The organism is Chloracidobacterium sp. N (assembly GCF_018304765.1).
Classification (GTDB): Bacteria; Acidobacteriota; Blastocatellia; order Chloracidobacteriales; family Chloracidobacteriaceae; genus Chloracidobacterium; species Chloracidobacterium aggregatum.
In genome coordinates this window covers 873,191-899,325 of sequence record NZ_CP072643.1, presented here as the reverse complement: position 1 = coordinate 899,325, position 26,135 = coordinate 873,191, and the positions used below count along the sequence as shown (strand labels likewise).

19 protein-coding genes are annotated in these 26,135 nt (G+C 62.5%); 10 read left to right on the top strand and 9 right to left on the bottom strand.

From position 1 onward, the window contains the following. Positions 1-78: 78 nt before the first annotated feature. Both J8C05_RS14700 and kdsB read left to right on the top strand, forming a co-directional pair. On the top strand, positions 79-993 hold the full coding sequence (locus J8C05_RS14700; RefSeq protein WP_211423496.1) for a branched-chain amino acid ABC transporter permease: 915 nt from the start codon (positions 79-81) through the stop codon (positions 991-993). A 21-nt stretch (positions 994-1,014) separates the two neighbouring features. Next, positions 1,015-1,767: a 3-deoxy-manno-octulosonate cytidylyltransferase gene (gene kdsB / locus J8C05_RS14695; RefSeq protein WP_211423495.1), complete on the top strand. Its 753-nt coding sequence runs from the start codon at positions 1,015-1,017 to the stop codon at positions 1,765-1,767. Between the two features lie 18 nt (positions 1,768-1,785). Here kdsB and J8C05_RS14690 read toward each other — a convergent pair whose 3' ends face one another. The 9 genes from J8C05_RS14690 to J8C05_RS14650 all read right to left on the bottom strand — a co-directional run bounded on the left by J8C05_RS14690 (position 1,786) and on the right by J8C05_RS14650 (position 13,776). After that, a complete protein-coding gene (locus J8C05_RS14690) occupies positions 1,786-2,091 on the bottom strand; it encodes a hypothetical protein (RefSeq protein WP_211423494.1) in 306 nt (101 codons plus the stop codon). Positions 2,092-2,258: 167 nt separating this feature from the next. After that, the gene (locus J8C05_RS14685; RefSeq protein ID WP_211423493.1) at positions 2,259-4,949 is read right to left on the bottom strand and encodes a hybrid sensor histidine kinase/response regulator; all 2,691 of its coding nucleotides are present in this window, start codon (positions 4,947-4,949) and stop codon (positions 2,259-2,261) included. Between the two features lie 176 nt (positions 4,950-5,125). Next, positions 5,126-6,073, bottom strand: a complete 948-nt coding sequence (locus J8C05_RS14680; protein WP_211423492.1) for a hypothetical protein — start codon at positions 6,071-6,073, stop codon at positions 5,126-5,128. Between the two features lie 249 nt (positions 6,074-6,322). Next, entirely contained in the window at positions 6,323-7,117 is a 795-nt protein-coding gene (locus J8C05_RS14675) for a hypothetical protein (protein ID WP_246840779.1), read from the bottom strand. A 402-nt stretch (positions 7,118-7,519) separates the two neighbouring features. Further along, the gene (locus tag J8C05_RS14670; RefSeq protein WP_246840778.1) at positions 7,520-8,338 is read right to left on the bottom strand and encodes a hypothetical protein; all 819 of its coding nucleotides are present in this window, start codon (positions 8,336-8,338) and stop codon (positions 7,520-7,522) included. Between the two features lie 257 nt (positions 8,339-8,595). Beyond that, entirely contained in the window at positions 8,596-9,879 is a 1,284-nt protein-coding gene (locus tag J8C05_RS14665; protein ID WP_246840777.1) for a glycosyltransferase, read from the bottom strand. A 19-nt stretch (positions 9,880-9,898) separates the two neighbouring features. After that, the gene (locus J8C05_RS14660; RefSeq protein WP_211423490.1) at positions 9,899-11,050 is read right to left on the bottom strand and encodes a PHP domain-containing protein; all 1,152 of its coding nucleotides are present in this window, start codon (positions 11,048-11,050) and stop codon (positions 9,899-9,901) included. Positions 11,051-11,260: 210 nt separating this feature from the next. Then, entirely contained in the window at positions 11,261-13,141 is a 1,881-nt protein-coding gene (locus J8C05_RS14655) for a serine/threonine-protein kinase (protein ID WP_211423489.1), read from the bottom strand. Further along, positions 13,138-13,776, bottom strand: coding sequence for a M15 family metallopeptidase (locus J8C05_RS14650; RefSeq protein ID WP_211423488.1), 639 nt, complete (start codon positions 13,774-13,776; stop codon positions 13,138-13,140). Before J8C05_RS14650 ends, J8C05_RS14655 begins: the two co-directional genes overlap by 4 nt. On the opposite strand from J8C05_RS14650, the gene J8C05_RS14645 reads away from it, so the two are divergent. The 8 genes from J8C05_RS14645 to J8C05_RS14600 all read left to right on the top strand — a co-directional run bounded on the left by J8C05_RS14645 (position 13,697) and on the right by J8C05_RS14600 (position 26,115). Next, complete coding sequence (locus J8C05_RS14645; protein WP_211423487.1) at positions 13,697-14,095, top strand: pentapeptide repeat-containing protein; 399 nt, start codon at positions 13,697-13,699, stop codon at positions 14,093-14,095. The genes J8C05_RS14650 and J8C05_RS14645 overlap by 80 nt on opposite strands. A gap of 24 nt (positions 14,096-14,119) precedes the next feature. Then, positions 14,120-14,527 (top strand): peptide-methionine (R)-S-oxide reductase MsrB, encoded by a 408-nt coding sequence (msrB, locus tag J8C05_RS14640; RefSeq protein ID WP_211423486.1) that lies wholly within the window; start codon positions 14,120-14,122, stop codon positions 14,525-14,527. Next, positions 14,527-15,273, top strand: a complete 747-nt coding sequence (bshB1, locus tag J8C05_RS14635; protein WP_211423485.1) for a bacillithiol biosynthesis deacetylase BshB1 — start codon at positions 14,527-14,529, stop codon at positions 15,271-15,273. The genes msrB and bshB1 overlap by 1 nt, the downstream gene beginning before the upstream one ends. 77 nt (positions 15,274-15,350) lie before the next feature. Next, positions 15,351-15,773 (top strand): nucleotidyltransferase domain-containing protein, encoded by a 423-nt coding sequence (locus J8C05_RS14630; protein WP_281503763.1) that lies wholly within the window; start codon positions 15,351-15,353, stop codon positions 15,771-15,773. A gap of 14 nt (positions 15,774-15,787) precedes the next feature. Next, positions 15,788-16,060: a nucleotidyltransferase family protein gene (locus J8C05_RS14625; RefSeq protein WP_459543851.1), complete on the top strand. Its 273-nt coding sequence runs from the start codon at positions 15,788-15,790 to the stop codon at positions 16,058-16,060. A 296-nt stretch (positions 16,061-16,356) separates the two neighbouring features. Continuing rightward, positions 16,357-19,197: a helicase-related protein gene (locus J8C05_RS14620; protein ID WP_459543850.1), complete on the top strand. Its 2,841-nt coding sequence runs from the start codon at positions 16,357-16,359 to the stop codon at positions 19,195-19,197. Beyond that, complete coding sequence (locus J8C05_RS15815) at positions 19,194-25,001, top strand: Eco57I restriction-modification methylase domain-containing protein (RefSeq protein WP_459543849.1); 5,808 nt, start codon at positions 19,194-19,196, stop codon at positions 24,999-25,001. The genes J8C05_RS14620 and J8C05_RS15815 overlap by 4 nt, the downstream gene beginning before the upstream one ends. Positions 25,002-25,068: 67 nt before the next feature. Then, entirely contained in the window at positions 25,069-26,115 is a 1,047-nt protein-coding gene (locus tag J8C05_RS14600) for an Rpn family recombination-promoting nuclease/putative transposase (RefSeq protein ID WP_211423481.1), read from the top strand. Positions 26,116-26,135 lie beyond the last annotated feature (20 nt).

Sequence of the window (26,135 nt, the reverse complement as noted above, 5' to 3'; positions counted from 1 at the left end):
GCCGGGGTGTGTGCTGCCGGATGACAGACGGGCCGCATTGAAGCGGTTTATCCCACCAAAACCAACCTGCTCTGCCGTATGGAAACCTTCCTCCAACAACTCATCAACGGGCTGGCGCTCGGCAGCATTTACGCGCTCATTGCCTTGGGCTACACGATGGTCTATGGCGTGCTGCGGCTCATCAACTTTGCCCATGGAGACGTGTACATGCTGGGGACGTTCGCCGGCTACTACACGGCGCTGCGGCTGGGCTTTTCCGAAGTCAACCCGTCATGGTTGCAGGCAGCCGTGGTTTTGCTGGTGGCGATGTTGCTGTGCGCCGTGGTTGGGCTGGCCATTGAGCGGCTGGCCTACCGTCCGATTCGCCAGGCTTCCCGCCTGACGGCGCTCATCACGGCGATTGGCGTATCGCTGTTTCTGGAAAACCTGGGGCAGATTGTCTTTGGCGCCAACCCCAGGTTTTTCCCGCAACTGCTTCCACCCGGACAGTTTCCGGTCTATGGCGCGGCCCGGATCACCACTCCCGACCTGGCCATTCTGGGCGCATCGCTGCTGCTGACGGTGGGGCTGCACCAGCTCGTCCACCGGACGGCTTTCGGACGCGCCATGCGCGCTGTGGCCCATGACCTGGACACGGCCAGGCTGATGGGCATTGACACCAACCGCATCATTGCCCTGACCTTTGCCCTTGGCTCGGCGCTGGCGGCGGCGGCCGGCATTCTCGTGGCCCTGCGTTATCCGAAGTTCGACCCGCTGATTGGCATCACGACGGGACTCAAGGCGTTCATTGCGGCGGTTCTGGGAGGCATTGGCAACGTCACCGGCGCGGTGCTGGGCGGCGTCATTATCGGACTGGCGGAAACGATGGCCACCGGCTACCTGCCGGCGGCGCTCAATCCCTACAAGGACGCCGTGGCCTTTGCCATTCTGGTCACGGTGCTGCTCGTACGCCCCACGGGTCTGCTCGGCACGACGGCCCCGGAAAAAGTTTAGGACGAAAACGGAGTCAACGCCTTGCCGTCAACGGTGGCCATCATCCCCGCCCGCTACGACGCCACGCGCCTGCCCGGCAAGCCGCTCATTGACCTCGCTGGGCAGCCGATGATTCAGCGCGTCTATGCCCGGGTTCGGCAGGTGCCGGAGATTGAACGGGTCATCGTCGCTACCGACGACCCCCGGATTGCGGATGCCGTTGCGCAGTTTGGGGGTGAAGCCCGGATGACCCGCGCCGACCATCCCAGCGGCACTGACCGCATTGCCGAGGTGGCCGCGACACTCGATGCTGAAATCATCGTCAACGTCCAGGGCGATGAACCGCTCATCGCACCCGAAACCATCACGGCAGCCATGCTCCCGATGCAGTCCGAGCCGGACCTGCCCATGGCAACGACTTGCGAGCCGCTGGAGGCGGCAGATGCCGAAAATCCCCATGTGGTCAAGGTGGTGTGTGATGCCCAGGGTAACGCGCTCTATTTTTCACGCGCCCCGATTCCCTATCCACGCCAGCCGGACATCGCCCGGACCCTGTGGCGGAAGCACACGGGGCTGTACGTTTACCGCCGCCGGGCACTGCTGCACCTGACGGCGCTTCCGCCAGCACCACTCGAACTGGCCGAAGGACTGGAACAACTCCGCGCGCTGACCCATGGCCTGCGGATTCGCGTCGTGGAGACAAAACACCGCGCCATTGGCGTGGACACCCCCGACGATGTCGTGCGTGTCCGCCAATGGCTGGCCAGGCTGGAAAGCAGCGCGTTGCCGGAGTAAAGCCGGAAACGGCCGGGGCTACCGTGGATCGTACCAATCCGTCGTGGGCCGGCCTGTAATCCGTGGCGTTTTCCGTGGGATGGGCTTGGTGTACTGCTCCGGCTGAAAGGCGGAAGTGCGGCGGCTGGCGTAAAAACCGGCCGGAAGTTTTCGCCCCCGTGGGATTTCACTTCCAAAGCCACCGGCTGGCGCCGGTGGGGTTGTATTCATGACTGGCGGGGAAGTAACCCGCGCTGCATAAAAGTTGCGCGACAACTTGCGTCCTTCGGGAATATCCGATGAACTGCGGTAGGGTGACAGCCGGGAGGGAATTTCTTCAGCCATTGGTGTAAGACCTCACAAACCTGTAGCTTTTGGCCTGTAGCTTTTGGCAGCACAGCATCGGCTTTCGGCCCCAGTCAGGCTAGGGGCAAAGCCGCTGACCAGGCTGTACACATCTATACACGCCCCGGCAACCGACTGACCACGCAACTTCGCAGGAGGCAGGCAGGTCACATGACCTTGGTGGAACCAACTGCCCGGGCCACGGCCGACAGCAGCACTTCCGGGGTGAAGGGCTTTTGCAAAAACATGGTGGCCTGGGCTGCCAACTCGCCCGAGGTGACCTCTTCGCTGTAACCGCTCACGACCAGTACCGGAATCTGTGGCTTGTACTGGCGGATGGCCTGAAGGCATCCCAACCCGTCGAGCTTGGGCAGCAGGGCATCAAGAATGACCAGCTCGAAGGCGTCAGGCTGTTCGGCGAAGCGGGCGACACCCTGCTGCCCGTCCGTGGCCACAACCACGTCGTAGCCGACTTCGTGCAGGATTTCCGTAAAGAGCTGGGCAATCAGGTTGTCATCCTCGACGACCAGGACAAGCCTTGCGGCTTCCGGCAGGAGAGGGATTCCTCCGGGCGTCCGCCGCAGGTTTTCCGCCACCGGCTGCTCGCCGGTTCTGCCTGACCGCAACGCCGGAAACCGTACCTCGAAGCAACTGCCTTTTCCGGGAACACTCTTGACGCCAACGGTTCCACCGTGCGCCGTGACGATCCCGTGAACGACTGAGAGGCCAAGTCCGGCCCCATCGCCCAAGTCTTTGGTTGTGAAAAACGGGTCGAAGATGTGCTGGCAGGTGGTTTCGTCCATGCCAACGCCGGTGTCGGCCACGGTCAGACAGACACAGTGACCGGCAAGCTGGCCGCTGAGGGTACGTCCATCGCGTTGCACGGGGAAGACATCGGCCCGGGTGCCCAAGGTCAGCGTCCCCCCGTCGGGCATGGCGTCGCAGGCGTTGCGGCACAGGTTGATGATGACCTGCTGAATCTGGTCGGGATCGCCATCAAATGGCGGCAAATCCGGCAGAAGGCTCGTCACCAGCTCGACGTTGGGAGGGAGCAGGCTGCGTACGAAAAACAGACTGTCCTCAACCACGGCATTCAGGTTCACCGTCTGCCGCGAGGCTTCTTTCCGACGGCCAAAGGCCAGCAGCTTGGACACCAACTGCGCCGCGCGCTCGGCGGAACCTTCAATGGCCCGGAAGTATTCATCGAGAGCCGGATCATTCATCTGGCTGGACTTGCGGTGGGCCAGCCGCGAAAACCCAAGGATGCTGTTGAGCAGGTTGTTGAAGTCATGGGCAATCCCGCCAGCCAGCCGTCCCACAGCTTCCATTTTGTGGATTTGCTGGAGCGTGGCTTGCAGGCGCTTGCGCTCTTCCACGTCGCGCATGACGGCGATGAGGTACTTTTTGCCGCCGGAAAAAAACTCGGAAACCGAGTTTTCGAGGGTCACTGTCGTTCCGTCAGCACGCTGGGCCGTGAACTCGTAGGTAGCCGGAGCGGCTTCTCCCCGCATGCGGCGCTGGGTATAGTCGCGCAGCCGGCCTTCCTCATGCGGCGCACACATGACGGAAAAATCCTGCCCAACAAGGGCCTCCGGTGTTTCCACGCCGTAGAGGCGCGCCACGGCCTGATTGGCATAGACGATCCGCTGGTCATCCTCGACGATAATGCCGTCCAGGGCCGCATTGAGGATGGCATGAAACCACTCCTCCCGCTGGCGCAGTCGTTCGTTCAGGTGCTCGGCTTCGGTCACATCCTGCAGGAGCGCCAATTGACATGGCAGGTCCCCAATGACGAGCGTCACGGACGAGAGCACGGCTTCCCCAACCCGCCCGTCGCGTGTCCGGTAACTGCCCCGGAAGTCCAGAACCCGGCCGTGCGCCTCCAGCTCGTGATAGTAGCGCTCGCGTTCTTCAGGCTTGACCCACAATCCCAGTTCAAGCGCCGTACGGCCAATCAACTCGGTGCGGCTGTAGCCAAACAGTTTGGTAAAGGCAGCGTTGACATCGAGATAGCGCCCGTCAGGGATGGTTTGAATTGCGGTGGCAATCGGAATCACCTGAAAGACACGGTAAAAGCGCTCCTCGCTCTCCACCGAGCGGAGCTTGGCCGCCTGCTGATCGGTGATGTCTTCGACATAGATGGATACAGCCTCCGTGACCAGACCCGGCTGACGCAGCGGCTCGAACGTCGCCGAAAACCAGCGGGAAGACCGCAGCGACTGGTGAACGAAGGAAACGGCGCGTCCCAATCGCAGGGCTTCACGGCACCACCGCTGCCAGACAGCCACATCGGCCAACTGGGCTTCGGTCAGCCCCAACTCACCCAGGGGGAGACCCATCAGTTGTTCTGGAGACCGACCGAAATCCGCGGCAAACGTGCGGTTGATGAACCGGAAGACAAACCCTGCGCCGACGCTTTCCATCACGGCCAGGCGTGCCGGCGCAGAAACCGAGAGGCTGGCCAGAAAAGCGGACTGTAGCCGGCCCTCGGTCGCCTGACGCCGGGCCTCTACGGCCTGCTGGATACGGTGCAGCACCAGCGGCAAGGGCATCTGCTCATCAAAACAATCCGTCACCCCGGCTTTCAGCCAACCGGCTATTTCCGGTTCACCCAGACGCCCGGTACAGACCAACAACGGCACCTGCTGTTCGCGGGCTGTTTGCCACCAGTCAGGCAGCGGGCGCGCAGCCGCCGCTGGTGCATCCAGCACAATGGCATCCGTCTGCAACCACCAGTGCGGAGTTTGCACCGGCAGCGGATCAACCAAAAAGCCGGACTGGCGCAGGGCCGCAGCCAGGCGACCAAGGTGTGGAGTGGATCCGATGGCAGCAATGAAACGTTGACGAGCGGCTGACAAGGAAATACGTCGAGGACACAGGACGTTGGCCGTCAGTCGGGCCGTTGGGGATGGCTGACGTGCCTGAGCGTAGAGGATTCAGATGTGCTACAGCAATGGAAATTCCACACCCGGAAGGCTTCAGCCCCGGTTGGTGCCACACCGCCCAAAGGGACAGTTTGTTGACCTGACGCCCGTCAGTCACCACGCGCATAGCTTTTGGCGCGTGCCAGGGATTCCGTGATGAAACGCCAGGTTTCAAGCTGCGCCTGCACCGGCGTCAGATCGAGCGTGAGCACGTAGTCGAGGTGCTCCTGTGGCGTGAAGTTCTGAACCTTGCTCACATCGAACGTCCGCGAAAAAACCATTCGCGGATCGATTTCGTCAACAACGTGTCCGGAGGCATCCACCTTGCGTTCGTGCAGGCCATACATGACATAGCAGGCCATGCCATGATGGACGAGCAGATACAGTTCGACGGCATCGAACTTGCCGATGTAGCGCAGCTCATCAACCTGACCAATGTCCACCGTCGGGGTTGTCTCCGTTTTGACCGTGGCCACGGTTTTGGTCAGGTGCGTGTTGAGGCGGCCATCAGTGACGACAATCGTCGGCGTCCGGGTGTCTTCCGGTTTGGCGCACTGCGCCAGAGAGGTACTGAGTGCGTCAAAGGTGGTTTTGGCGTCGAGGTAGGCCTTCCTGATATCGAGATACAATCGGGAGTTGGGATTGGCCCGATAGATGCGGTTGACCTCTTCATAGTACCCGTTGAGGACACCATACCGCTCCTGGACTCGGCTGCTCCAGTTGGCATACAGTGCGCTGTATTCGTCATAACGCAGCGTCCGCCGCCCCACCGGCTGGCTCAGTGGTGAGGCGGCCAGTTGCTTCTGCATCCCTTCAATTTCGGCCCTGAACGCGCGTAACGCCCCCAGCAGTTCGGCTTCGGAAAGCACCTTTGACGACTGTGCGTATCCGGTCTGATGCCACCACCCCGCAGGAGTCCCCAGCACCATCAAAGCCATCAGGGCCACAAAGCCAAGGCAACGTCTCCAACCAGCCACGGGACAACCCGCCACCGGAAAACCCGCCACCGGAAAACCCGCATACCATCCGGGGACAAACCATCTTACAAAGCGCGTCATGACAGCAACCTCGACTGTGATGGCATAAAGCTTCTGGGGGCAGCCTGAAAAACGAGCGTTCGTCTTGGAAAAAAGGCAGCCTAAGCTGTAATCATTGGTGGCTAAACAGTGAAACACGAAAGCAGGCACTTTGTAAACAGCCTTTTTCCGATGGTCTGACGCACCAACTCCGTGCGTCAAAAAGATTGACGGGGAGGTTCCTGTGGGAACCTCCCCGTCCAGGGGCCATCCAGATTGTTTCCCGGTGCATCAATTCACACGGGTGTAGGATTTGGTGCGGGCAAAGAACTCACTCAGATCACTGAGCACCTCACCCTGAGCATCCACGGCAGCGATTTTGAGCTTGAGTGCGTTTTCCAGGTGTTGGGCCGGCGACAAGGCGCGCACCGCTGGGGTGAACGGAAACATCTCTGAGCGCACGACAGAAAGATGAAACTGCTCGCTGGACTTGCCGGTGTCGTCCGTAGTGACTTCCTTCCAGCCAAACATGACGTAGCAGGCCATATCACCCTTGACGAGCAGGAACATCTCCACCGAGTCGAAATTGCCGATGAAGCGTGAGTCATCCGACTCGATGATGTCCTTGGCCGCTTCAGCCGGGGCCGGTGGCAGGGAGGAAGTCCGGGCCGAAGTGGCAATCCGCTCGTTCAGCCGCCGATCAGCAACGGCAACAGCTTCGGTGCGCAGGGTATCCGGCGGCTCGATGGCATTGAACGTGGATTTGAGGTTGTCAAAAACGGCCTTGGCATCCAGATAGGCCTGGGTCATGGGCTTGTACAGCGGCGAGTTAGGGTTGGTGCGATAGACCCGGTCAATCTGGGCGTAGCAAGCTGCCAGGCGACGGTAGCAGTCATCAATCTTGGCGCTGTAAGCCTCAAAGGTCCGGCGGTAGGCTTCATAGTCCATCGTCCGACGGCTCGGCCGTCCCGCAGCGGCCCCCTTGCCGGCCACCTGCGAAAGCAGGTCAAACATCTCGCTGCGGAGTGCTTTCAAGGTCCCGATGATTTCGCTGTCGCCCATCACCTGCCCCTGTGTCCCGGGCATGGTCCCGGGCATGCCCCAAGTCAAACCCGTGTCACCGGGTGCCCAGCTCATGCCCACCAGGAGACAGACCACCAGGACCCACAGGGTGAACCGATCCCGAAACTGACGAAGTGGATGTCGCATTCTTCTGACCCTTTCCATAGATAAGGTTTGCCCGGCGTGACGCAACACGGGAGAGGGCAGGTTTGCGCGTATTGCAGAGCCTTTGCCCTAAAAATTCAATACCCGGTTGAACTTTTATCTACATCAAACCGCACTTTCGCGCACCAAGGCAAGATTATTGAAGCAAGATTGAGGTAACCTGGTTTGTTCCCTACTTCACACAGCCGTCCTTATCCCGCCTGCGTCTCCCGGATGATCGGGCCGCCGGAGCAGAAAGCCGGACAAGTGTCCGGCCGGGGTTCAGTTGGTTCGGGCGTAGGATTTCGTGCGGGCAAAAAACTGCTTGAGGTCGGTCATCGTCTCGCCCTGCGCCTCGACCATGGCAATCTTGAGCTTCAAAGCATGTTCCAGGTGCTGCTCCGGTGTCAGGGCGCGCACTTCCGGCGTCATCGGAAACGACTCCGACCGGGCAACGGCCAGGTGGTATTCCTCCAGCGACTTGCCGTTTTCATCTTCCACGACATCCTTCCAACCGAACAGCACGTAGCAGGCACTGTCACCACGCACGAGCAGAAACATCTCAACGGCATCAAACGTGCCGATGAAGCGGGAGTCATCTGCATCCACGATTTCCTTGGCGGCCTGTGGCGGTGCTGTCGGAACAGCGGCCGTGCGCACAGAGGTCGCAATCCGTTCGTTGAGGCGTTGGTCATTGGAAACCACGGCTTCTGTCACCACTTTTTCAGGCGGTTCGAGCGTGCTGAAGGTGGATTTCAGATTGTCGAAAACACCCTTGGTGTCCAGGTAGGTCTGCACCATCTGCTTGTACAGCGGCGTGCTGGAACCCGTCCGATAGACCCGGTCAATCTGGCTGTAATACGCAGCCAGACGACGGTAGCAGTCATCAATCTTGGCGCTGTAGGACTCGAAGGTTCGGCGGTACGACTCATAATCCATGGTGCGCCGGCTGGGGCGGGTCATCGCCGCCCCCTTTCCGGCCACCTGCGACAACAAATCGAGCATCTCACTGCGCAACGCACGTAATGACGCCACAATTTCGCTATCGGTCAGCGCCCGCTCCTGCGCTGGCGCCGAACCGGAACCGAACAGAAAAGGCATTACCAGGAAATTCACACAAACAAACAGCCGCAGCAGACGGCCACCTGACACACTTCTGACATCTTCTACGGCCATGTTGGTCTTTACCCAGTCGCTACAAACAAATCACGATGCCGGGAGGCATGGCTGCCGCTACACCCGGTCATCTTTCGGTCATCCGGGACGTATGACATGGCCAGGTTACAGAACTATAAAAACACGGTAACAGGCCGGATTTTTTTCCACCCGAAACCCGATTTTTCTCCAGAAAAAACGTACTAAAACTCACCCACCAAGTGCCCCCTGGTGCAGGCGGCCCGGTATGCCAGACAGACCTCATCGAGAACGGCATCCCATGAGGCGCGCTGCGCACGCGCCCGTGCAGCTTCCCCCATGGACTGGCGGCGTTCGGCGGAACGCACCAGTTCAGCGACAGCCGCCACGAAGGCGGCATCATCGTGGGCCACGACGCCTGACTCGTCGGGATCAACAAGAAACTTCGGCCCGCCTTCCCCTGTCACCACACAGGGAACGCCGGACGCCGCCGCTTCCAGAACGACATTGCCGTACGTGTCCGTTCGGGACGGGAACACAAAGATGTCAAAGTCGGCGTACTCCTGCGCCAGCCGCTCCCCCTGCTGCACACCGGCAAAGGTGGCCGTCTTCATCGTCTGGGCCAGCCAGTCGCGTTCGCTGCCGGCGCCGACGATCCGAAATTCGATATTTGTCAGCTCCTGCGCCAGCAACTGCTGCTCCAGTTCGGCCAGAAAGCGGACGTTTTTCTCGGTGCTCAACCGCCCGACAAACCCCAGACGGACGACGGAAGGCAGCCGGGGCCGCGTGCGATGACGGGGATGAAACTGCTCAGCGTCAATGCCCCGCTGCATCAGATAGGTGGGTTTGCCTGTCTTTTGCGCCACCAGGGCGACGAGTTCCGGGTTTGGCGCAAGGCATACGTCGGCGTATTCGTAAAACTTCATCGTGGCCCACAGGGACTTGGCTTCCGCCCACAGGCTGGTCTGTTCCCGCACCAGCGGCGAGATAAAGGCGTAGTCCAGCAGACGCGACCACCGCTGTCCGGCGTACTCGTGCAGATTCGTGTGCCAGGACATCACCAACGGCAGGTGGAGTGACTTGGCAACATAGACGCCGAGTTGTCCGATGTCGCTGGGGCCGGTGACGTGGACAACCTGCGGGCCGAAAGTACGCACCTGCTCCCGGACTTCGCGGGCGTAGCGCCACAGCCAGAGGTCAAAATTGAGGTCCGCATCCAAGGGGAACGACCAGCCACCCCGCTGGAGTTCGATGGTGGTGACAGAGCCATCGGTCTGGGGGTGGTGGCTGCCGGGAGAGGCGCCACAGCGCACGAGCAGCAGCGGCAGCCCCCGGCGACGCGCCACACCTTCCAGCGTCCGAAAGGTACGGGCCACGCCGTTGGCTTCATGATAGGCATCCGGGAACAAGGCGACGCGCAGGAAGTTGGTCATGGTGCATCCAGGTGAGAACCGTTGGTCAGCCGACGCCTCGGCCGGGCGGAAGTTTCCCTGCGGTACAGATGCCATGACGCTCACCACCGTTGGCTTACAGTTCCCCCAGCTCGAACTGCGGCTTGGGGAGGACCCTTTCCAGGGCCGGACGCCAGTGCCGGCGTCCGAGTTGCCGAAAGACCCAGGTGGCCATCCGCGCCCACAGCGGACTGTGATCAGACCAGCACTGGCGCAGCGACTGCGGCTGCCCCTGCGCATCCAGAAAAAACAGGCGCTCGGTCCAGTGGCGCTGTCCTTCGGGATAGTCCGGGTAATCGTCCAGAATTTGCGCGGCGGCCTCGAACACGCGCAACACCATGTTTTCCTGATACGTCGGCAGCACGACCACATGACTGCGGCGCATCACCCGTAGTTCCTCAACCATGGCCTCGAAGGTCTCAGCATCGGTCAGGTTCACCACCGTGTTCGGGGAAAGCCCGTGGCGGTCGCCGCCGGAAACCAACGGCAGCTCCAGCTCACGCGCCAGACGCGCCACGTCGAGGTTTTCACGCCACGAGCGGAAGCCGTTGATTTCCAGGGCGTGCAGCCAGCGGCGGTAGCGGTCGAGAAAATCCTTGAGGGCGGTCATGTGCTGCGCCTGGCCAATGTTTTCAATGTCCCAGAGCGGATGGTTCAACACCACCAGCACGCCCGGAAGCGCGTTGAGCATCGCGAACAGTTCTTCCAGAACATCGGGCCTGGCGCGTGCTTCCGGGTCTTTGGTAAAGGCAAACAGTTCTTCGGCAATGGCGCGGGCATGGTCAGGCGGGAGGTTGTGCACGCCGACGTGAAAGTAGGCCACGCCAAACGGCACCGTCCATTCGGTCGAAATCGGCACATCTTCCCCCATGGCGCGCAGGCCGCAGCAGGCTTCGATTTCGTCGTGGTCGGTGATGGAGACGATGCCCCGTACGCCAAGGGTCGCTTCCATGTGCCGCACTTCAGCATCGTGCAGCACGCGGGGCGTCACCGGCGGCGTCCACCACGCCTGGGTGAAATCCAGCGGACGCCCATGCCGCGCTTCGTAACCCTGGCACAGACGGGCAAAACGTCCGGCCACAAGGGGAATTTTCGCAGCGTAGTGCGGGATGAAATCCAGAACTTCGCGGGAGAATTTGGTGTGACAGTGAAGTGACACGCCGGTGCGCAACCCATGGCGGAAAACGCTCCCCGGCTTGACAATGCTCAGTGTCGTATTGTGCGACATACGTCCCTTTCGGTTGCGGAAGCTTTCAGCAACACACCGTCCGGGGCGTGGCGAGACCCCGGACGACAGACGGAATCACACGGACAAACCTCGACGGTTCAAGGCATAAGGCGTGATTCCCTGCGTCGGGACTTTCGTATAGGCGAGCTATGTGACGGAGATATGGCCAGAAACTGAAATCGGTGGGAAGGCTGTGGCTTCCATCCGGGGTCAGAAATCCTGGTCCAGTTCCGGCAGATTCAGCATCGGATTGGTTCGGCGCTGGAGACCGGCGTTGATGGACTTGATGAGCAGTGTCCAGCGCGCCGACTGCCCCTGCGCCGTGGCCATCAACCGCTGCACCGGCTCAGGCGAAGTGCGCCGGGCAAGGTCAACGACCTGTGGCGTCAGGGCAAACCGCCCGGACGGGAACGGCGCCGGCAGCGAACCGGGCGTCATGGTCAGCAGATGCCGGCGGTTGAGCCCCAGCTTGACCAGCCCAACGGTGTGCCGCCAGGCATTGCGCGAATCAAAACGGATGATGTCCGCCACAGCGGAGGCGACCGGCAGCGGCACACTCTGATCCAGCCGCAGCCGCGCTATCTCGACGATGTTGGCCTCGAGACTGTAGGACGCCAAACTGACGGTCTGCGACTTGAGCGCATACGTCATCTTGGCGAAGTCACCTTGGACGCCGACCGGCATCAGCGTGATTGCCCCATGGCGCTCACAGTCGAGAAAGGCCGCGGCCCAGATGGCCTGGGCCAGAACCGCGGCGCTCACCCGTGTTGGCACATGCAGCAGCCTGGCCCAGGGATCCACTCCCACCGCCGGCGGTGCAAAGTAATCCCCAAACAGCAGAACAACTTCACTGGCCGCCAGCATACCTGCCGAAGGTAACGTGGACGGGAGGTGGGCGGGAGACGCGCCAGTGCTACCGGGCGTCGGTGATGCCACCGGCACCCGTGGCGGTGGCATTGAGGGCCCAGCCGGAGATGAGCCAAGGAAGGGCTGGGTGGGAAGTGGTTGTCCTGACGGCGGTAAGCCCGAAGGGGGCGCAACCGACGGCGACGATGGGGCTGGTGACAGGGCCGGATTGGGATGCCCACATTTTATGCAGAACTTGGCCGATGCCACCAGCGGCGCCCCACAGGCCACACAGAAACGACTCGGTGTTGCCGGGGGAACTTGACTTGGCGCAGCCGACGGCGGAACGGACAGTTGGGGTGGGGCACTGGCCTGTACGACAGTGGCATCGAGGTCATCGGTCACGGCCCGCACGGCCTTGAACGCTGCCCGGAGCTGCCGCCGCATCTCTTTGGCGGAAGCCAGCCGCTCATCACGCGAAACCGTCATGGCCTGCCGTACAATTTCGGCGACCGTCCGTGGCACCTGGGGATTGACATCGCTGGCCAGCGGCAGCGGATCAGGCTTACCGGACAGCAAAGCATCGGCCCGCGCCAGGGCATCCACCGGAGGCCGCCCGGTGAGCAGGCAGTAGATCGTGGCCGCCGCCGAGTAGAGGTCACTGCGCGGGTCTGTGGAAAGACCGCGCATCTGCTCCAAAGAGGCAAACACCGGCGTAAACCCCACCAGGCTGCGCTGCTGGATGGCATCCCCCGATAAATCCCCCTTGGCCAGACCAAAGTCGAGCAGCACGAGGCTGTCTTCCGGCGTCAGCTTGACGTTCTGTGGCTTGATGTCGCGGTGAATGATGGGCGGCGTCCGTCCGTGCAGGTACTCCAGCGCATCGAGCAGTTGGTCGGCCCACCTGGCCACCTGCGCCAGCGGAAAGGGACCACCCTGCTCCGTGAGCAGTTCCGCCAAATCCTTGCCGGGAATGAACTGCATCACCAGAAACTGCCCGTCCGCCTCGGCAAAGTGATCGAAGACGACCGGCAGGGCGGCATGACGCAAACCATTGAGCAGAATGGCTTCCCGCTCGAAAGCCGCCACCAGCGCCTCGCCGGTCACAATCATCTGCTTGAGGGCGACCGTGCTCCCGAACTTTTTGTCCGTCGCCTGATAGACCGCGCCCATACCGCCCTTGCCGAGCAGTTTCACAATGGCATAACGCTGCTGAAGCACCGTCCCTGGACTCAGCGGATTCATAAGCGCGGATTGGATGGCGGTATCTCCCCCGGCTGCGAGGGCAACTCAGACACGGGAATTTCAGAAAAGGGAATGTCCTGGACGCGGTATTGCCGCCAGTCCTTGTGATCAAAGTGCCACCACTCGTAGCGGTACACCTTGAAATCATGAAGTTCCATGGCGGTGCGCAGCAGGTCGCGCAAACGGCGTTGTTCTTCCGTGCCGCCAGTGTAATCCGGGTGGGCGCGCTCGCTCATTTCGTCATAGTCGCTCGGCATGGTCACGAGTTCGCCGGTGTTCAGGTCGTACATGGACACATCCACGGCACAGCCACGGTTGTGCAGTGATCCCTTGGACGGATCGGCGACATAGTTGCGTTTGTCGGGTGGCGTCAGTTCCCAAAACAGTTTCGTCACCCGCCACGGCCGGTAGCCGTCAAAAACCACGATACCGTAGCCATGCGCCTTCAACCACCGATGCGCCTTCACCAGGGCTTCCGCCGCCGGACGCTGCAAAAAGGCGCGCGGTTCGTCATACACCGGACGTCCGACGAAGTTGTTGGCCGTGGCATAGCGGATGTCGAGCCGGATACCCGGGTCGAGCCGGACAATCTCCACGAGTTCACTGGGCCGAAAACTGCCGGTTTCGACCGGCATCGTCACCGGCGCCCCTTTGACAGGCGCTTCTTTCACGGGCGCGCCTTTGACAGGCGCTTCTTTCACGGGCGCGCCTTTGACAGGCGCTTCTTTCACGGGCGCGCCTTTGACAGGCGCTTCTTTCACGGGCGCGCCTTTGACAGGCGCTTCCTGGGGGGCCGAAGCCTGGACGGACTGGCCGTTGCCCCAACCACCGGCGAACAACAGCCACCCGGCAACAACCCATGGTCTCCACATCATCACGGTATCTCCAGAGAGGCGTCGGCTACGCGGGCTTGAGCGTACACCACGGAACATGAAAGATGTGCGACGCACATGACAAGCAAGGCGTGGGGGAGGTTCCATGAAAACGTTTCCCGTTCAGAAAGACGAAGCCGAGTGGCAGGCGCAGCTTACGCCCGAACAGTACTACGTCACCCGTCTGAAAGGCACGGAGCGGGCCTTTACCGGCAAGCTGTACCGCGAGAAGCGTACCGGGACGTACCACTGCGTGGCCTGTGGCGCACCGCTGTTTACGTCGGCGACCAAGTATGAATCCGGGTCGGGCTGGCCGAGCTTCTGGGAGCCGGTCACACCGGAGGCCGTCGTGACCGAACTCGATCTCAGCCACGGCATGCGCCGGCTTGAGGTGATGTGCGCCCAGTGCGGCTCGCATCTGGGACACGTCTTCGAGGACGGCCCACGCGACAAAACCGGACTGCGCTACTGCATCAACTCCATCTCCATGGACTTCAAGCCAGCCGAAGAGTGATGTCAGCCATTGCGGACGCGGTGTGCGCCGTGGACGCCCTGGCCATTGGCGCCCATCCCGACGACATCGAGCTGGCCATGGCCGGCACGCTGCTAAAGCTGGTCGCCGAAGGCTACCGCACGGGTCTCGTGGATGCCAGCCGCGCCGAACTGGCCACCCGTGGGACGCCGGAGCAGCGTGCCGCCGAAGCCGCCGAAGCGGCTGCACAACTGGGCGCGAGCTTTCGCGTCAATCTGGGCTGGCCCGACGGCCACTTCACCGACCAAGACGCCGCCCGCCGTGCGCTGGTGCGCGTCATCCGCCAGGCGCGGCCGACGCTGGTCTTCACGCACCATCCGGCAGAAGAACATCCCGACCACCAGTGTCTGGCGCGGATTGTCGCGGCAGCCGTTCACCATGCCCGGCTGGCCAACTATGACGCCGAAAGCGGCCTGCCGCGCTGGCGGACGCGCGCGCTGATTCACTTTCTGCCACCGCTCAACCCGGCGGTCGTGCCGACCTTTCTCGTGGACATCAGCGCCCAGTTCACGGCCAAGTATGAGGTCATCAGTGCCTACGCTTCGCAACTGCACCAGCCGGGCAGCCGGGAGCCGCAGACGTACCTTTCGGCGCCGGATTTTCTCCGCCAGCGGCGCGCAGCCGACATCTACCGTGGCAGCCTGATTGGCGTTGCGGCGGCGGAAGGTTTCGTCACAGCCGCACCGCTGCCGGTGGCCGACCCCATCCGCCTGTTTCTGAACCAGTAGCCGCGCATGGATAATGCCTGACCCAGGACGGCATTCGGAGACGTGCAAAAAACCCTCTTCCGAATGGATTGAAGGAGGTGGGATGGTCAAGCCCAACCGGATCGAACCGATCATCCGGGAGTACCGGGATCAACTGGCCAGAATTTCTGGGTGAAGCGTTGGAAGCCGTTGTGCTCTACGGCTCCCATGCACGCGGAGACGCACAGGAAGGTTCTGATATTGACATCCTGTGCGTGATGCGTCTCCCTTTTGACTACGGCGCACTGATCAGGAACACGGCCGAAGCCGCTGCACGGATCAGCCTGAAGTACGATGTGGCCATTTCTACCGCGTTCGTGCTTTCCGAAGAGTATCAGACACGAAACACCCCGTTTCTGATGAATGTTCGCCGTGAGGGTATGAACGGGACCGGGGCGTTGTTGGGAAAGGCGAAGGAAAGCCCCGACGAAGCTCACCGCCGCCCTCGCAGCCAGTCTCGAAGGGAAAGGAGTGGGCGATGACACCTGAAGAAGTCTTGAGAACCAGGCGGGAAGAGATTTTACAGACGTGCGCCAGGTACGGCGCTCACAACGTGCGTGTCTTTGGCTCAGTCGCTCGCGGAGAAGCCGATGAACAGAGCGATATTGACCTGCTTGTGGACTTCGAGCCGAACCGGAGCCTTCTCGACCACGCCGGCCTCTGGCTTGAGCTTCAGGAACTGCTGGGAGTCAAAGTGGACGTGGTGAGCAGTCGCGGACTCAAAGCCCGTATCCGTGAGCGGGTGTTGCACGAGGCTGTCCCGCTATGAGACTCCCTGAAGAACGCCTGAAAAACGCCTACAAAGTGCCACTGAATAGGCTGGGCCGTGCACTTGGAATCACTACGCAGAACTCCCGGACAGCCTCAAAGCGCACGCGCATCCGCCCGGCATCAGGCCGGGCATCAGGTACGCGCTGCCACGGCAACTGGTCATGTGTTTTGATGCCCGCCACCCCGCAGCTTTATGCGACGGCAGGATGCCCTTCACCACCTGCAAGCTTCTGACGGAGGCCCCCGATGCACCCTGGCTCGATTGTCCGCTGCCGAAACCGCGAATGGGTCGTAATGCCTGCCGACACAGACGAATTCATCGTCCTCCGCCCCCTCACCGGCACGCCGGACGACGTGGTTCACATTCACCGGAAACTTATGAACCTCGTGGGCGGGGCCCTGCCGTTTGAGCGCATTACGCCCGCGTCCTTCCCGCTGCCCACCACCGACGACATTTCCGACGCCACCAGTGCCCATCTGCTCTGGCAGGCGGCACGGCTTACCCTGCGCGAAGGCGCGACGCCGTTCCGCTCGCTCGGCCGCCTCTCCATCCGGCCGCGGACGTACCAGTTCGTCCCCCTGCTGATGGCCCTGCGCCTCGACCCCGTGCGGCTGTTCATTGCCGACGACGTGGGCGTGGGCAAAACCATCGAAGCCCTGCTCGTCGCCCGCGAACTCCTCGACCGCGGCGAAATCCGCCGCTTCTGTGTCCTCTGCCCGCCGTGGCTGTGCGAACAATGGGCGCAGGAACTCACCGAAAAGTTCAACCTTGAACCGGTCATCATCCGGTCGGGAACCGTCGGGCAGCTTGACCGCCAGACGCCGGCCGGACGCAGCCTCTACGAACACTTCCCCATCCAGGTGGCCAGCCTTGATTTCGTCAAAACGGAGCGCAACCGCAGCCAGTTTTTGCAGTTCTGCCCCGAACTGGTCATTGCCGATGAAGTCCACGGCGCGGCCGCCGCTCCGGGCACCAACCAGCAGGAACGGCACGAACTCCTGCGCGCCGTCGCCCGAAAAGCCGACCGGCATCTGATCCTGCTGACGGCCACGCCGCACAGCGGCATCGAAGACGCCTTCCGTTCGCTGCTCGGCCTGCTGCACCCGAAGTTCGGAACGTGGAATCTCCAGACGCTCACCGAAACCCAGCGCACCGAACTCGCCCGGCATTTCGTCCAGCGCACCCGGCGCGACATCGCGCAGACATGGCAGGAAACCGCCTGTTTCCCCACGCGGGAATCCACGGATGAAACCTACGCCCTTTCCGACCGGCACCGTGAGCTGTTTGAGCGCACCTATGCGTTCTGCTCAGAAATCGTGCGTACCGGCGCGCATCTGGAAAAGCGCCAGCGGCGGGTGCGCTACTGGGGCGCGCTGGCACTGCTGCGCTGTGTGATGTCCAGCCCGGCGGCCGCCCGCACGGCGCTGACCAACCGCGCCGGCGTGCCGCCCGAAGAAGAAGCCGAAGCGGAAGCCTTTGGCCGGCTCGTGTTCGAGTCGGCGGAAGACCGCACTGACGACGAAGCCCCAACCCCAGCCGTTGAGGCGGCCAACACCACCCTGCCGGAGACCGACCGCCGCCGGCTGCGCGAACTCGCCCGGCTGGCCGAACAACTCCACGGCCCAGACGACGACACCAAGCTGGCGCGGGTCATCGCCATCGTGCGCCGGCTGCTGAAGGAAGGCTTCCATCCCATCCTCTGGTGCCGGTACGTCGCCACGGCCGACTACCTTGCCGACCACCTGCGCCAGGCGTTGGAAACCGCCGCCCAGGTCGTGTGCGTCACCGGCCGCATGGGCGATGACGAGCGCCAGGCCAGAATCGCCGACCTCGACGCGGAACGCCCACGGGTACTCGTCGCCACCGACTGCCTCTCCGAAGGCGTCAACCTCCAGGAACTGTTCACGGCCGTCATCCACTACGACCTGCCGTGGAACCCCAACCGGCTGGAGCAGCGCGAGGGCCGCGTGGACCGCTACGGCCAAAGGGCCAGGCGGGTCAGGGTCATCCGGTTCTTCGGGCAGGACAACCCCATAGACGGCGTGGTGCTTGAAGTGCTGCTCGACAAGGCGCGGGAAATTCACCGTACGCTCGGCACGCACGTGCCCGTGCCCGAAGAAAGCGAAAGCGTCACCCAGGCCGTTCTCCAGGCCCTCTTCCTGCGCCAGGGGCGGCGGGCGCTGACGCGCCAGCCGGCACTCAACCTCGGCGTACCGGAAGTGGAGACGTTTCATCAGCAGTGGCAGCAGTATGCCGAACGCGAGCGGCTCAACCGCACCCGGTTTGCGCAGCGGGCGCTCAAGCCCGAAGAAGTCCAGCGCGAAGTCGAGGCCACGGATGCCGTCCTGGGCGATCCCACCGCCGTGCGTCAGTTCTTTCTGACCGCGGCGCAGCGTCTTGGGCTGACCGTTGCCCCGGAAAAACAGCCGGGCGTTTTCCGGGTGAGTCTTACGCCGGAAGCCACGGCCACGCTGCCCGAAGCCATCCGGCTCGCCCTGCCCTCCCCCAAAGGCGGCCGCTGGCGCATCAGCTTCGACTCGCCCACGCCCGAAGGAGCCGAATACATCGGCCGCAACCACCGCTTTGTGGCCACACTTGCCCGGTATCTTTTCGAGGCGGCGCTGAACCAGCCCGGCAACGCAACGGTCTCCCGCTGCGGGGCCATCCGTACCCGTGCCGTGACGGCACTGACGACCATCCTCCTGCTGCGCGTACGCTATCTGGTCGAGCAACTTCAGGCCCCAGCGCTGCTCTCCGAGGAAGTTCTGGTCCTGGCCTACGCCGGACTGGAAGCCGGTACTACCCGCTGGCTGGACACCAGTGATGCCCTCCGGCTGCTGGCGGAAGCCCAACCCGACGCCAACCTCTCTCTGGCGGAGAAACGGGAGCTGGTGACGCACATCCTTGACAATCTGGGCGCATGGCAGGCGGAGTCGGCTGAACGCTGGGGCGCCGCGCACCCGCTGCAAAGCGCTATCCGGGAGCACGTTGCCCGCCGCGCCAATGAACTGACTGAATCCCACAAGCGCATCCGGCAGGCCGTGGCGCTGCGCATACGCGGGCTTGCGGTCAAGCCACAGTTTCCCCCTGATCTTCTGGGAATTCTTGTTCTGCAACCCATGGTGTCACGATGAGCCAGCTCTCCGCCGTACGCATTGAAGGGGGGCTTTTGGGCCCCGATACGCTGGAAAAGCTTGTTGCCGGCGAGCTTCCCGGACAGAAGCTGCAAGACTTCGGGCTGGACGGTCGGCGCAGCCTGACGGATGAAATAGCCAGCGTCTTTGCTGATGCCCGCACCCAGTGGGAAGTCTTCCAACGCCGGCTGGAGCGTCTGCCGAAGGACGACCCGGCCACATCCGTCACCCGTGATGCCTGGTTGATCCCGTTTCTGAGCCTGCTGGGCTATGAACTGCGCTACAACGCGCGCGCCCATGAAATAGACGGCGCGACGTTCGCCATCTCGCACCGGGCCGGCGAAGCGGAGGATGCTCCGCCGGTCCACCTCGTGGGCGTACGGCAGGAACTGGGGCGGCTGGCCCCGGGCAGCCGGTCACGCCTTGCGCCGCATTCGCTGGTGCAGGAATACCTGAACCGGACCGATCACGTCTGGGGACTTGTCACCAATGGTCTCGTGGTGCGCCTGTTGCGCAACAGCACCTTTGTGCGCCGGCAGGCCTATGTCGAGTTCGACCTGCGCCAGATTCTTGAAGAGCAGCGGTTCGGAGACTTTGCTGTTCTCTACCGGCTGCTGCACCGCACCCGCCTGCCGCGCACGGCCGAAGATGCCCCGGACTGCCTGCTGGAGCAGTACTACCGGGACGCCATAGAACAGGGCGGGCGCGTCCGGGAGGGGCTGCGCGCCGGCGTGGAAGCCTGTATCAAACACCTCGCCAACGGCTTTCTCGCGCATCCGGCCAACGCGGGGTTGAGAGGGGAGGAAGAAGCGAGTAGCGAATGGCGAGTAGCGAGTGGAAGTGAAGCGAGTAGCGAATGGCGAGTAGCGAGTGGAAGGGAAGCGAGTAGCGAATGGCGAGTAGCGAGTGGAAGGGAAGCGAGTGGCGAGTGGCGAGTAGTGAGTGGAAGGGAAGCGAGTAGCGAATGGCGAGTAGCGAGTGGAAGTGAAGCGAGTAGCGAATGGCGAGTAGCGAGTGGAAGTGAAGCGAGTAGCGAATGGCGAGTAGCGAGTAGTGATCAACCACTCGCCACTCACCACTCACCACTCGCCCCCCACGACTTTTACCGGCAACTCTTACGTCTGGTCTATCGCCTGCTCTTCCTGCTGGTTTCCGAAGACCGGGGGCTGATTGGCGACAGCCCTCTTTATCGGGAGCATTACGGCGTGGCGCGGCTGCGGCGGCTGCTCGACCGGCACAGCGCCTACACCGACCATGAAGACATCTGGTGCAGCCTCAAGGTGCTGTGGAAGGTACTTTCCGACGACAACCTTGCCGCGTGCCTGGGCATGTCCCCCCTCAACGGGGCGCTTTTCGAGCCCCTTGACCTCGACCAGTGCAGCATCAGCAACCGCGACTTCCTCGAAGCCTTCTGGCATCTGGCGTATTACCGGGAAGAGCCTTCGGCGCCGCCCCGGCGCGTGAACTATGCCGCGCTGGATGTCGAAGAACTCGGTTCGGTCTATGAGAGCCTGCTCGACTACCACCCGCAGATTGACACATCGGGCCGGACGCCCCGCTTTGAGTTGGCGTCCGGGTCAGAGCGCAAGAGCACCGGTTCCTACTACACCCCGCCGGAACTCGTGGCGGAACTCATCCGTTCGGCGCTCGAACCGGTACTGGAAGAACGGCTGGCCGAGGCCAGGCGAATGGCGGATGAGCTACAGCGAGTGGCGAATGGCGAATGGCGAGTGGTGCGTCAGATGATTATCGAACGCTTTGGAGAACGCCATGGCAATTCAATCCTATCAAGACTTGGAAGTCTGGCAGAAAGCGATGCACCTGGCAGAACAGGTGTATCAGCTCACCGCGAGCTTCCCGCGAGAGGAACTGTTCGGGCTGACGAGCCAGATGCGGCGGGCAGCAGCCTCGGTTCCGGCAAACATCGCGGAGGGGTGGGCCCGGCGGGGAACGAAGGAGTTTCTTCATTTTCTCAACATCGCGGCGGGCAGCCTGAGAGAGCTGGAAACTTACACTTTGCTGGCACAGCGGGTGGGACTGGCGGCTCCGGTGACAACCCAGCCGATACTGGACTGGATTCATGTACTCAGCAAACAGATGGTGAATCTTCAGCGCAGTCTCAGGAGGAGTTAGTCCCCCACTCGCCACCCGCCAGTACGGGCAGTTCCCGGAACTGCCCCTACCCCTCACCACTCGCCCCTGAACCACTCGCCACTCGCTACTCGCCACTCGCCACTCGCTACTCGCCACTCGCCACTCGCCACTCACCACTCGCCCAAGCCCTCGCCGAACACACCCTGCTCTCCCTCCGCGTCCTTGACCCCGCCTGCGGTTCGGGACATTTCCTGCTGGCGGCGGCGCGGCGGCTGGGCAAGGAACTGGCCAAAATCCGTACCGGCAAAGACGAGCCTGATCCCGATCACGTCCGCGAGGCGATCCGCGACGTGGTGAGCCACTGCCTCTACGGCGTGGACAAAAACCCGTTGGCCGTGGAGCTGTGCCGCGTGGCCCTGTGGCTGGAAGCGCACTGTACGAACAAGCCTCTCACCTTTCTGGACCACCACATCAAGTGCGGCGACTCGCTGGTGGGCGTCCGTGATCTGGCGGTTCTGGAAAAGGGCATCCCCGATGAAGCCTTTGTGGCGGTCAGCGCCGATGACAAAGCGACTGCCAGCCAGCTCAAAAAGCGGAACAAAAAGGAACGCCACACGCTGGAGACCGGGCAGGGGCAACTTCCGTTCGACCCGACCGACATGCTGGCCGGGCTGCGGGAGCAGCGCCAGCAGCTTGAAGCCATCGCCGATGACTCGCCCGCCGACGTACGCCGCAAGAAAAGCCTCTATGATGACTATGACCGGGACCCGCAGCGCCGGAAGCTGGCTGAAGCGTGCCACCTGTGGACCGCCGCCTTCTTTCAACGCCTGAAGCCGGGAGCCGCCCCGTCCGCCATCACCACCCAGGTCATCACGGACCATCTCGCCGACCGGCGGCATCCCCAGGCGGTGGCCATCGCGGAAGCTCTCGCCGTCCAGCAGCACTTTTTCCACTGGCCGCTGGAGTTCCCGGAGGTGTTTGGGGGAATGGCGAGTAGCGAATGGCGAGTGGCGAGTGGTTCAGAAGCGAGTGGTGAGTGGCGAGTGGCGAGTGGTGGGGAGGCGAGTGGCGAATGGCGAGTGGCGAGTGGTGGGGAGGCGAGTGGCGAATGGCGAGTGGCGAGTAGTAATTCACCACTCGCTACTCGCGACTCCCTACTCGCTGCCTTTGATGTGGTGCTTTCCAACCCGCCCTGGGAGCGCATCAAGCTGCAGGAAGAGGAATTCTTTGCCGGGCGCGACGCCCGGATTGCCCAGGCGCCGAACGCGGCCGCCCGCAAACGACTGATTGCGGGACTGCCCGTGACCAACCCGGACCTCTGGGACGCCTACCAGCGCGCCCTGCACAGGGCGGAAAGCGCCAGCCGCTTCCTGCGCGGAAGCAGACAGTACCCTCTGACCGGCCGCGGCGACATCAACACCTATTCCGTGTTTGCCGAGCGCATCCGGTGTCTGCTGTCATCTGCCGGGCGGGCCGGCATCATCCTGCCGACCGGCATCGCCACCGACGACACCAACAAATCCTTCTTCGCCGACCTTGTGGAAAAAGGTCATCTTGTCAGTCTGTTTGATTTTGAAAACCGGGAAGCCATCTTCCCGGCCGTGCACCGCAGTTACAAGTTCTGCCTGCTTACCCTGACCGGCGGGAGTGAGGAAGCGGGTAGCGAACAGGGAGCGAGTAGCGAGCGGCGAGTAGCGAGTAGCGAGCAAGGAGCGAGCAGCGAGCAGCGAGTAGCGAGTAGCGATCAACCACTCGCCACTCGCCATTCGCCACTCGCCAATTCCGCCACTCGCCACTCACTACTCGCTTTTTTCGCCACCCGCGCCGAACATCTCCGCGACCTGCGCCGCGTCTTCAGCCTGACCGCGGCCGACATCGCCCGCATCAACCCCAACACGCGCACCCTGCCGGTCTTCCGTACCCGGCAGGATGCCGACCTGACCCGGGCCATCTACGAGCGGGTCCCGGTGCTGATCAATGAGCGTGAGGTGAGTGGCGAAGTGGTGAATGGCGAAATAGCGAATAGCGAAAAGGGCGAAGTAGCGAATAGCGAAGTAGCGAATAGCGAAACAGCCATTCGCCATTCGCCATCTGCCATTCGCCCAGCCGCCCAGCCGAATCCCTGGGGCGTGCGTTTTCTTGCAATGTTTCACATGTCCAACGACTCGCACCTCTTCCGCACCCGCGCCGAACTGGAAAAAGAGGGCTACCGGCTGGTGGGGAACCGGTTTGTGAAGGAAGCGAGTGGCGAGCAGCGAGTAGCGAGTAGTGAGAAAGCGAGTCGCGAGCAGCGAGTAGCGAGTTGTAAGGAAGCGAGTGGCGAGCGGCGAGTGGCGAGTAGTAATTCACCACTCGCTACTCGCGACTCACTACTCGCCAATTCCGCCACTCGCCACTCCTCACTCGCCAACACCTATCTTCCCCTCTACGAAGCCAAGATGATCTGGCACTACGACCATCGCTACGGCACGTATGAGGGCATGGATTCGCGTTCCGGCACGCAACTGCCGACCCCCGACGGGCGTCAGCATGCCGACCCGCAGTTTGTGGTGCAGCCGTGGTACTGGGTGCCGGCGGAAGAAGTCGCGGCCCGTCTGGGCGACTGGCAGCGCGGCTGGCTGCTTGGCTTCCGCGATGTGACCAACGCCACCAACGAACGCACCGCCATCTTCAGCCTGCTGCCCAAGGTGGGGGCAGGACACACCTTGCCAATACTTCTGACGAGTGACATTTCGGCTCTCCATTTCCCTTCTTTGCTGGCTAACCTGAATGTTCTGGCTTTTGACTGGGTATTGCGTCAAAAAATTGGTGGCGCACACCTTACCTTCTTCATCCTCCGCCAGCTTCCCGTCCTGCCACCGGCGGCCTACAGCCCGGAAGACCTGCGTTTTATCGTCCCGCGCGTACTGGAACTGACGTACACCGCTTGGGACATGCAGCCCTTTGCCGACGATGTGTGGCAGGAAGCCGATGATACGCTGCGTGCCGCCATCCGTACCCAATGGGAAGCCAACCGCAGGGAAGCGAATGGCGAGTGGCGAGTAGCGAGTGGGAGAGAAGCGAGTAGCGAGCAGCGAGTAGCGAGTAGCGAACAGGGAGCGAGTAGCGAGCAGCGAGTAGCGAGTTGTAAGGAAGCGAGTGGCGAGCGGCGAGTGGCGAGTAGTAATTCACCACTCGCTACTCGCGACTCACTACTCGCCAATTCCGCCACTCGCCATTCGCCACTCGCCAATTCCGCCACTCGCCACTCACCACTCGCCTCTGAACCACTCGCCCCCTTCATCTGGAACGCTGCCCGCCGGGCGCAGATTCGCGCCGAACTCGATGCGTATTACGCCCGGCTGTACGGCCTGACACGCAAGCAACTGCGGTACATCCTCGATCCGGCTGACCTGACGGAACGCGAACTGGAAGACATCCTTGACCCGTGGGAAGAGAGAGGGGCGGATAGCGAAGTAGCGAGTAGCGAGCAGCCACTCGCCACTCGCCACTCACCACTCGCTCCTGAACCACTCGCCACTCGCCATTCGCCACTCGCTCCTTCCGCCACTCGCCATTCGCCAACTTCCCATTCGCCATCCGCCCACACCTTCCCCGGCGAAACCTTCCGGGTGCTGAAGGAAAAGGAAATCCGGCAGTTTGGCGAGTATCGCACCCGGCGGCTGGTGTTGGAAGCATGGGCAAGACTCACCGGCAGCGGGAATGGCTGACGATGTTCCGTATCGCCGATGCGCATGCGCGGCTGGTGCATCGCACTGACACCTGGATTTCCTGCCTATGACCGACGCGCCCTTTCACGACACCGGCTACAAGGCGCTGTTCAGCCTGCCGGAGCTTGTCCAGCAACTGATTGAAGGCTTTGTCACCCCGGACATCGCCCAACTGCTGGACTTCTCCACGCTGGAACTGGTGGCGGGCAGTTTTGTCACCCCGGCGATGCAGTCGCGCGAAGAGGATGTCGTCTGGCGGGTGAAGATGGCCGACACGATGCTGTACCTGTATCTGCTGCTGGAGTTTCAGTCCACGCCGGACGCGGCGATGCCGGTGCGGATGGTGCAGTACGTGGCGGCGCTGTACGACTCACTCATCAAGGAGAAGCGGGTTGACCCGCGTCGGCTGCCGCCGGTGCTGCCGGTGGTGCTGTACAACGGGGAGCGACGGTGGCGGGTGGCGACGGATGTTGGGGAGGCGATTGAGTGTCCGCCGGTGTTGCGTGCATATCAGCCGCGGCTGCGGTACTACCTGCTGGACGAGGGGGCGTACGGCGACCACGAGTTGGCTGGGGTGCGGAACGTGGTGGCGGGGATATTTGCGCTGGAGAATGCGGAGGGCAAAGAGGAAGCGTTGGCGGTGGTGGGGCGGATCAGCGAGGCGCTGAGGGGGATGCCGGGGCGGGAGCGGATTGACCGGGTGTTGACGCAGTGGGTGAAGCGGTACTTGCAGCGGGTGCATCCCGGGGCGATGATGGGGGTGGAGGAGAGTCTGGAGACGGGGGAGGGGACGATGCTGGCGACGAACGTGCAGAAGTGGGCGGAAGCGTTGTTGCGGGAAGGCGTGCAGCAGGGCTTGCAGGAAGGGATGCAGCAGGGCTTGCAGCAGGGCTTGCAGGAAGGGATGCAGCAGGGCTTGCAGCAGGGTATGCACCGTGGGCAGCACGAGGGCAAGCTGTGGGCGCTGCGGCAACTGCTGCGGGTACGGTTTCCAGACGCCGACCTGATGCCCTACCAGTCGCGCCTGGACGCCGCCACCGACGCCGAACTGGAACATCTGCTGACCAAAGCCGCCACGGCCGCGACCCTCGATGCGGTGTTTGCGACGGAATAGCCGCACGCAGCCGCCCGCCG

Bases quoted from the DNA above. Each gene is read 5' to 3' on its own strand.
- J8C05_RS14700 (WP_211423496.1), top strand. From the start codon at position 79: ATGGAAACCTTCCTCCAACAACTCATCAACGGGCTGGCGCTCGGCAGC.
- J8C05_RS14690 (WP_211423494.1), bottom strand. From the start codon at position 2,091: ATGGCTGAAGAAATTCCCTCCCGGCTGTCACCCTACCGCAGTTCATCG.
- J8C05_RS14680 (WP_211423492.1), bottom strand. From the start codon at position 6,073: ATGACGCGCTTTGTAAGATGGTTTGTCCCCGGATGGTATGCGGGTTTT.
- J8C05_RS14675 (WP_246840779.1), bottom strand. From the start codon at position 7,117: ATGCCCGGGACACAGGGGCAGGTGATGGGCGACAGCGAAATCATCGGG.
- J8C05_RS14670 (WP_246840778.1), bottom strand. From the start codon at position 8,338: ATGCCTTTTCTGTTCGGTTCCGGTTCGGCGCCAGCGCAGGAGCGGGCG.
- J8C05_RS14665 (WP_246840777.1), bottom strand. From the start codon at position 9,879: ATGGCATCTGTACCGCAGGGAAACTTCCGCCCGGCCGAGGCGTCGGCT.
- J8C05_RS14660 (WP_211423490.1), bottom strand. From the start codon at position 11,050: ATGTCGCACAATACGACACTGAGCATTGTCAAGCCGGGGAGCGTTTTC.
- J8C05_RS14655 (WP_211423489.1), bottom strand. From the start codon at position 13,141: ATGAATCCGCTGAGTCCAGGGACGGTGCTTCAGCAGCGTTATGCCATT.
- J8C05_RS14645 (WP_211423487.1), top strand. From the start codon at position 13,697: ATGTCGAGCCGGATACCCGGGTCGAGCCGGACAATCTCCACGAGTTCA.
- J8C05_RS14650 (WP_211423488.1), bottom strand. From the start codon at position 13,776: ATGCCGGTCGAAACCGGCAGTTTTCGGCCCAGTGAACTCGTGGAGATT.
- msrB (WP_211423486.1), top strand. From the start codon at position 14,120: ATGAAAACGTTTCCCGTTCAGAAAGACGAAGCCGAGTGGCAGGCGCAG.
- bshB1 (WP_211423485.1), top strand. From the start codon at position 14,527: ATGTCAGCCATTGCGGACGCGGTGTGCGCCGTGGACGCCCTGGCCATT.
- J8C05_RS14620 (WP_459543850.1), top strand. From the start codon at position 16,357: ATGCCTGCCGACACAGACGAATTCATCGTCCTCCGCCCCCTCACCGGC.
- J8C05_RS15815 (WP_459543849.1), top strand. From the start codon at position 19,194: ATGAGCCAGCTCTCCGCCGTACGCATTGAAGGGGGGCTTTTGGGCCCC.
- J8C05_RS14600 (WP_211423481.1), top strand. From the start codon at position 25,069: ATGACCGACGCGCCCTTTCACGACACCGGCTACAAGGCGCTGTTCAGC.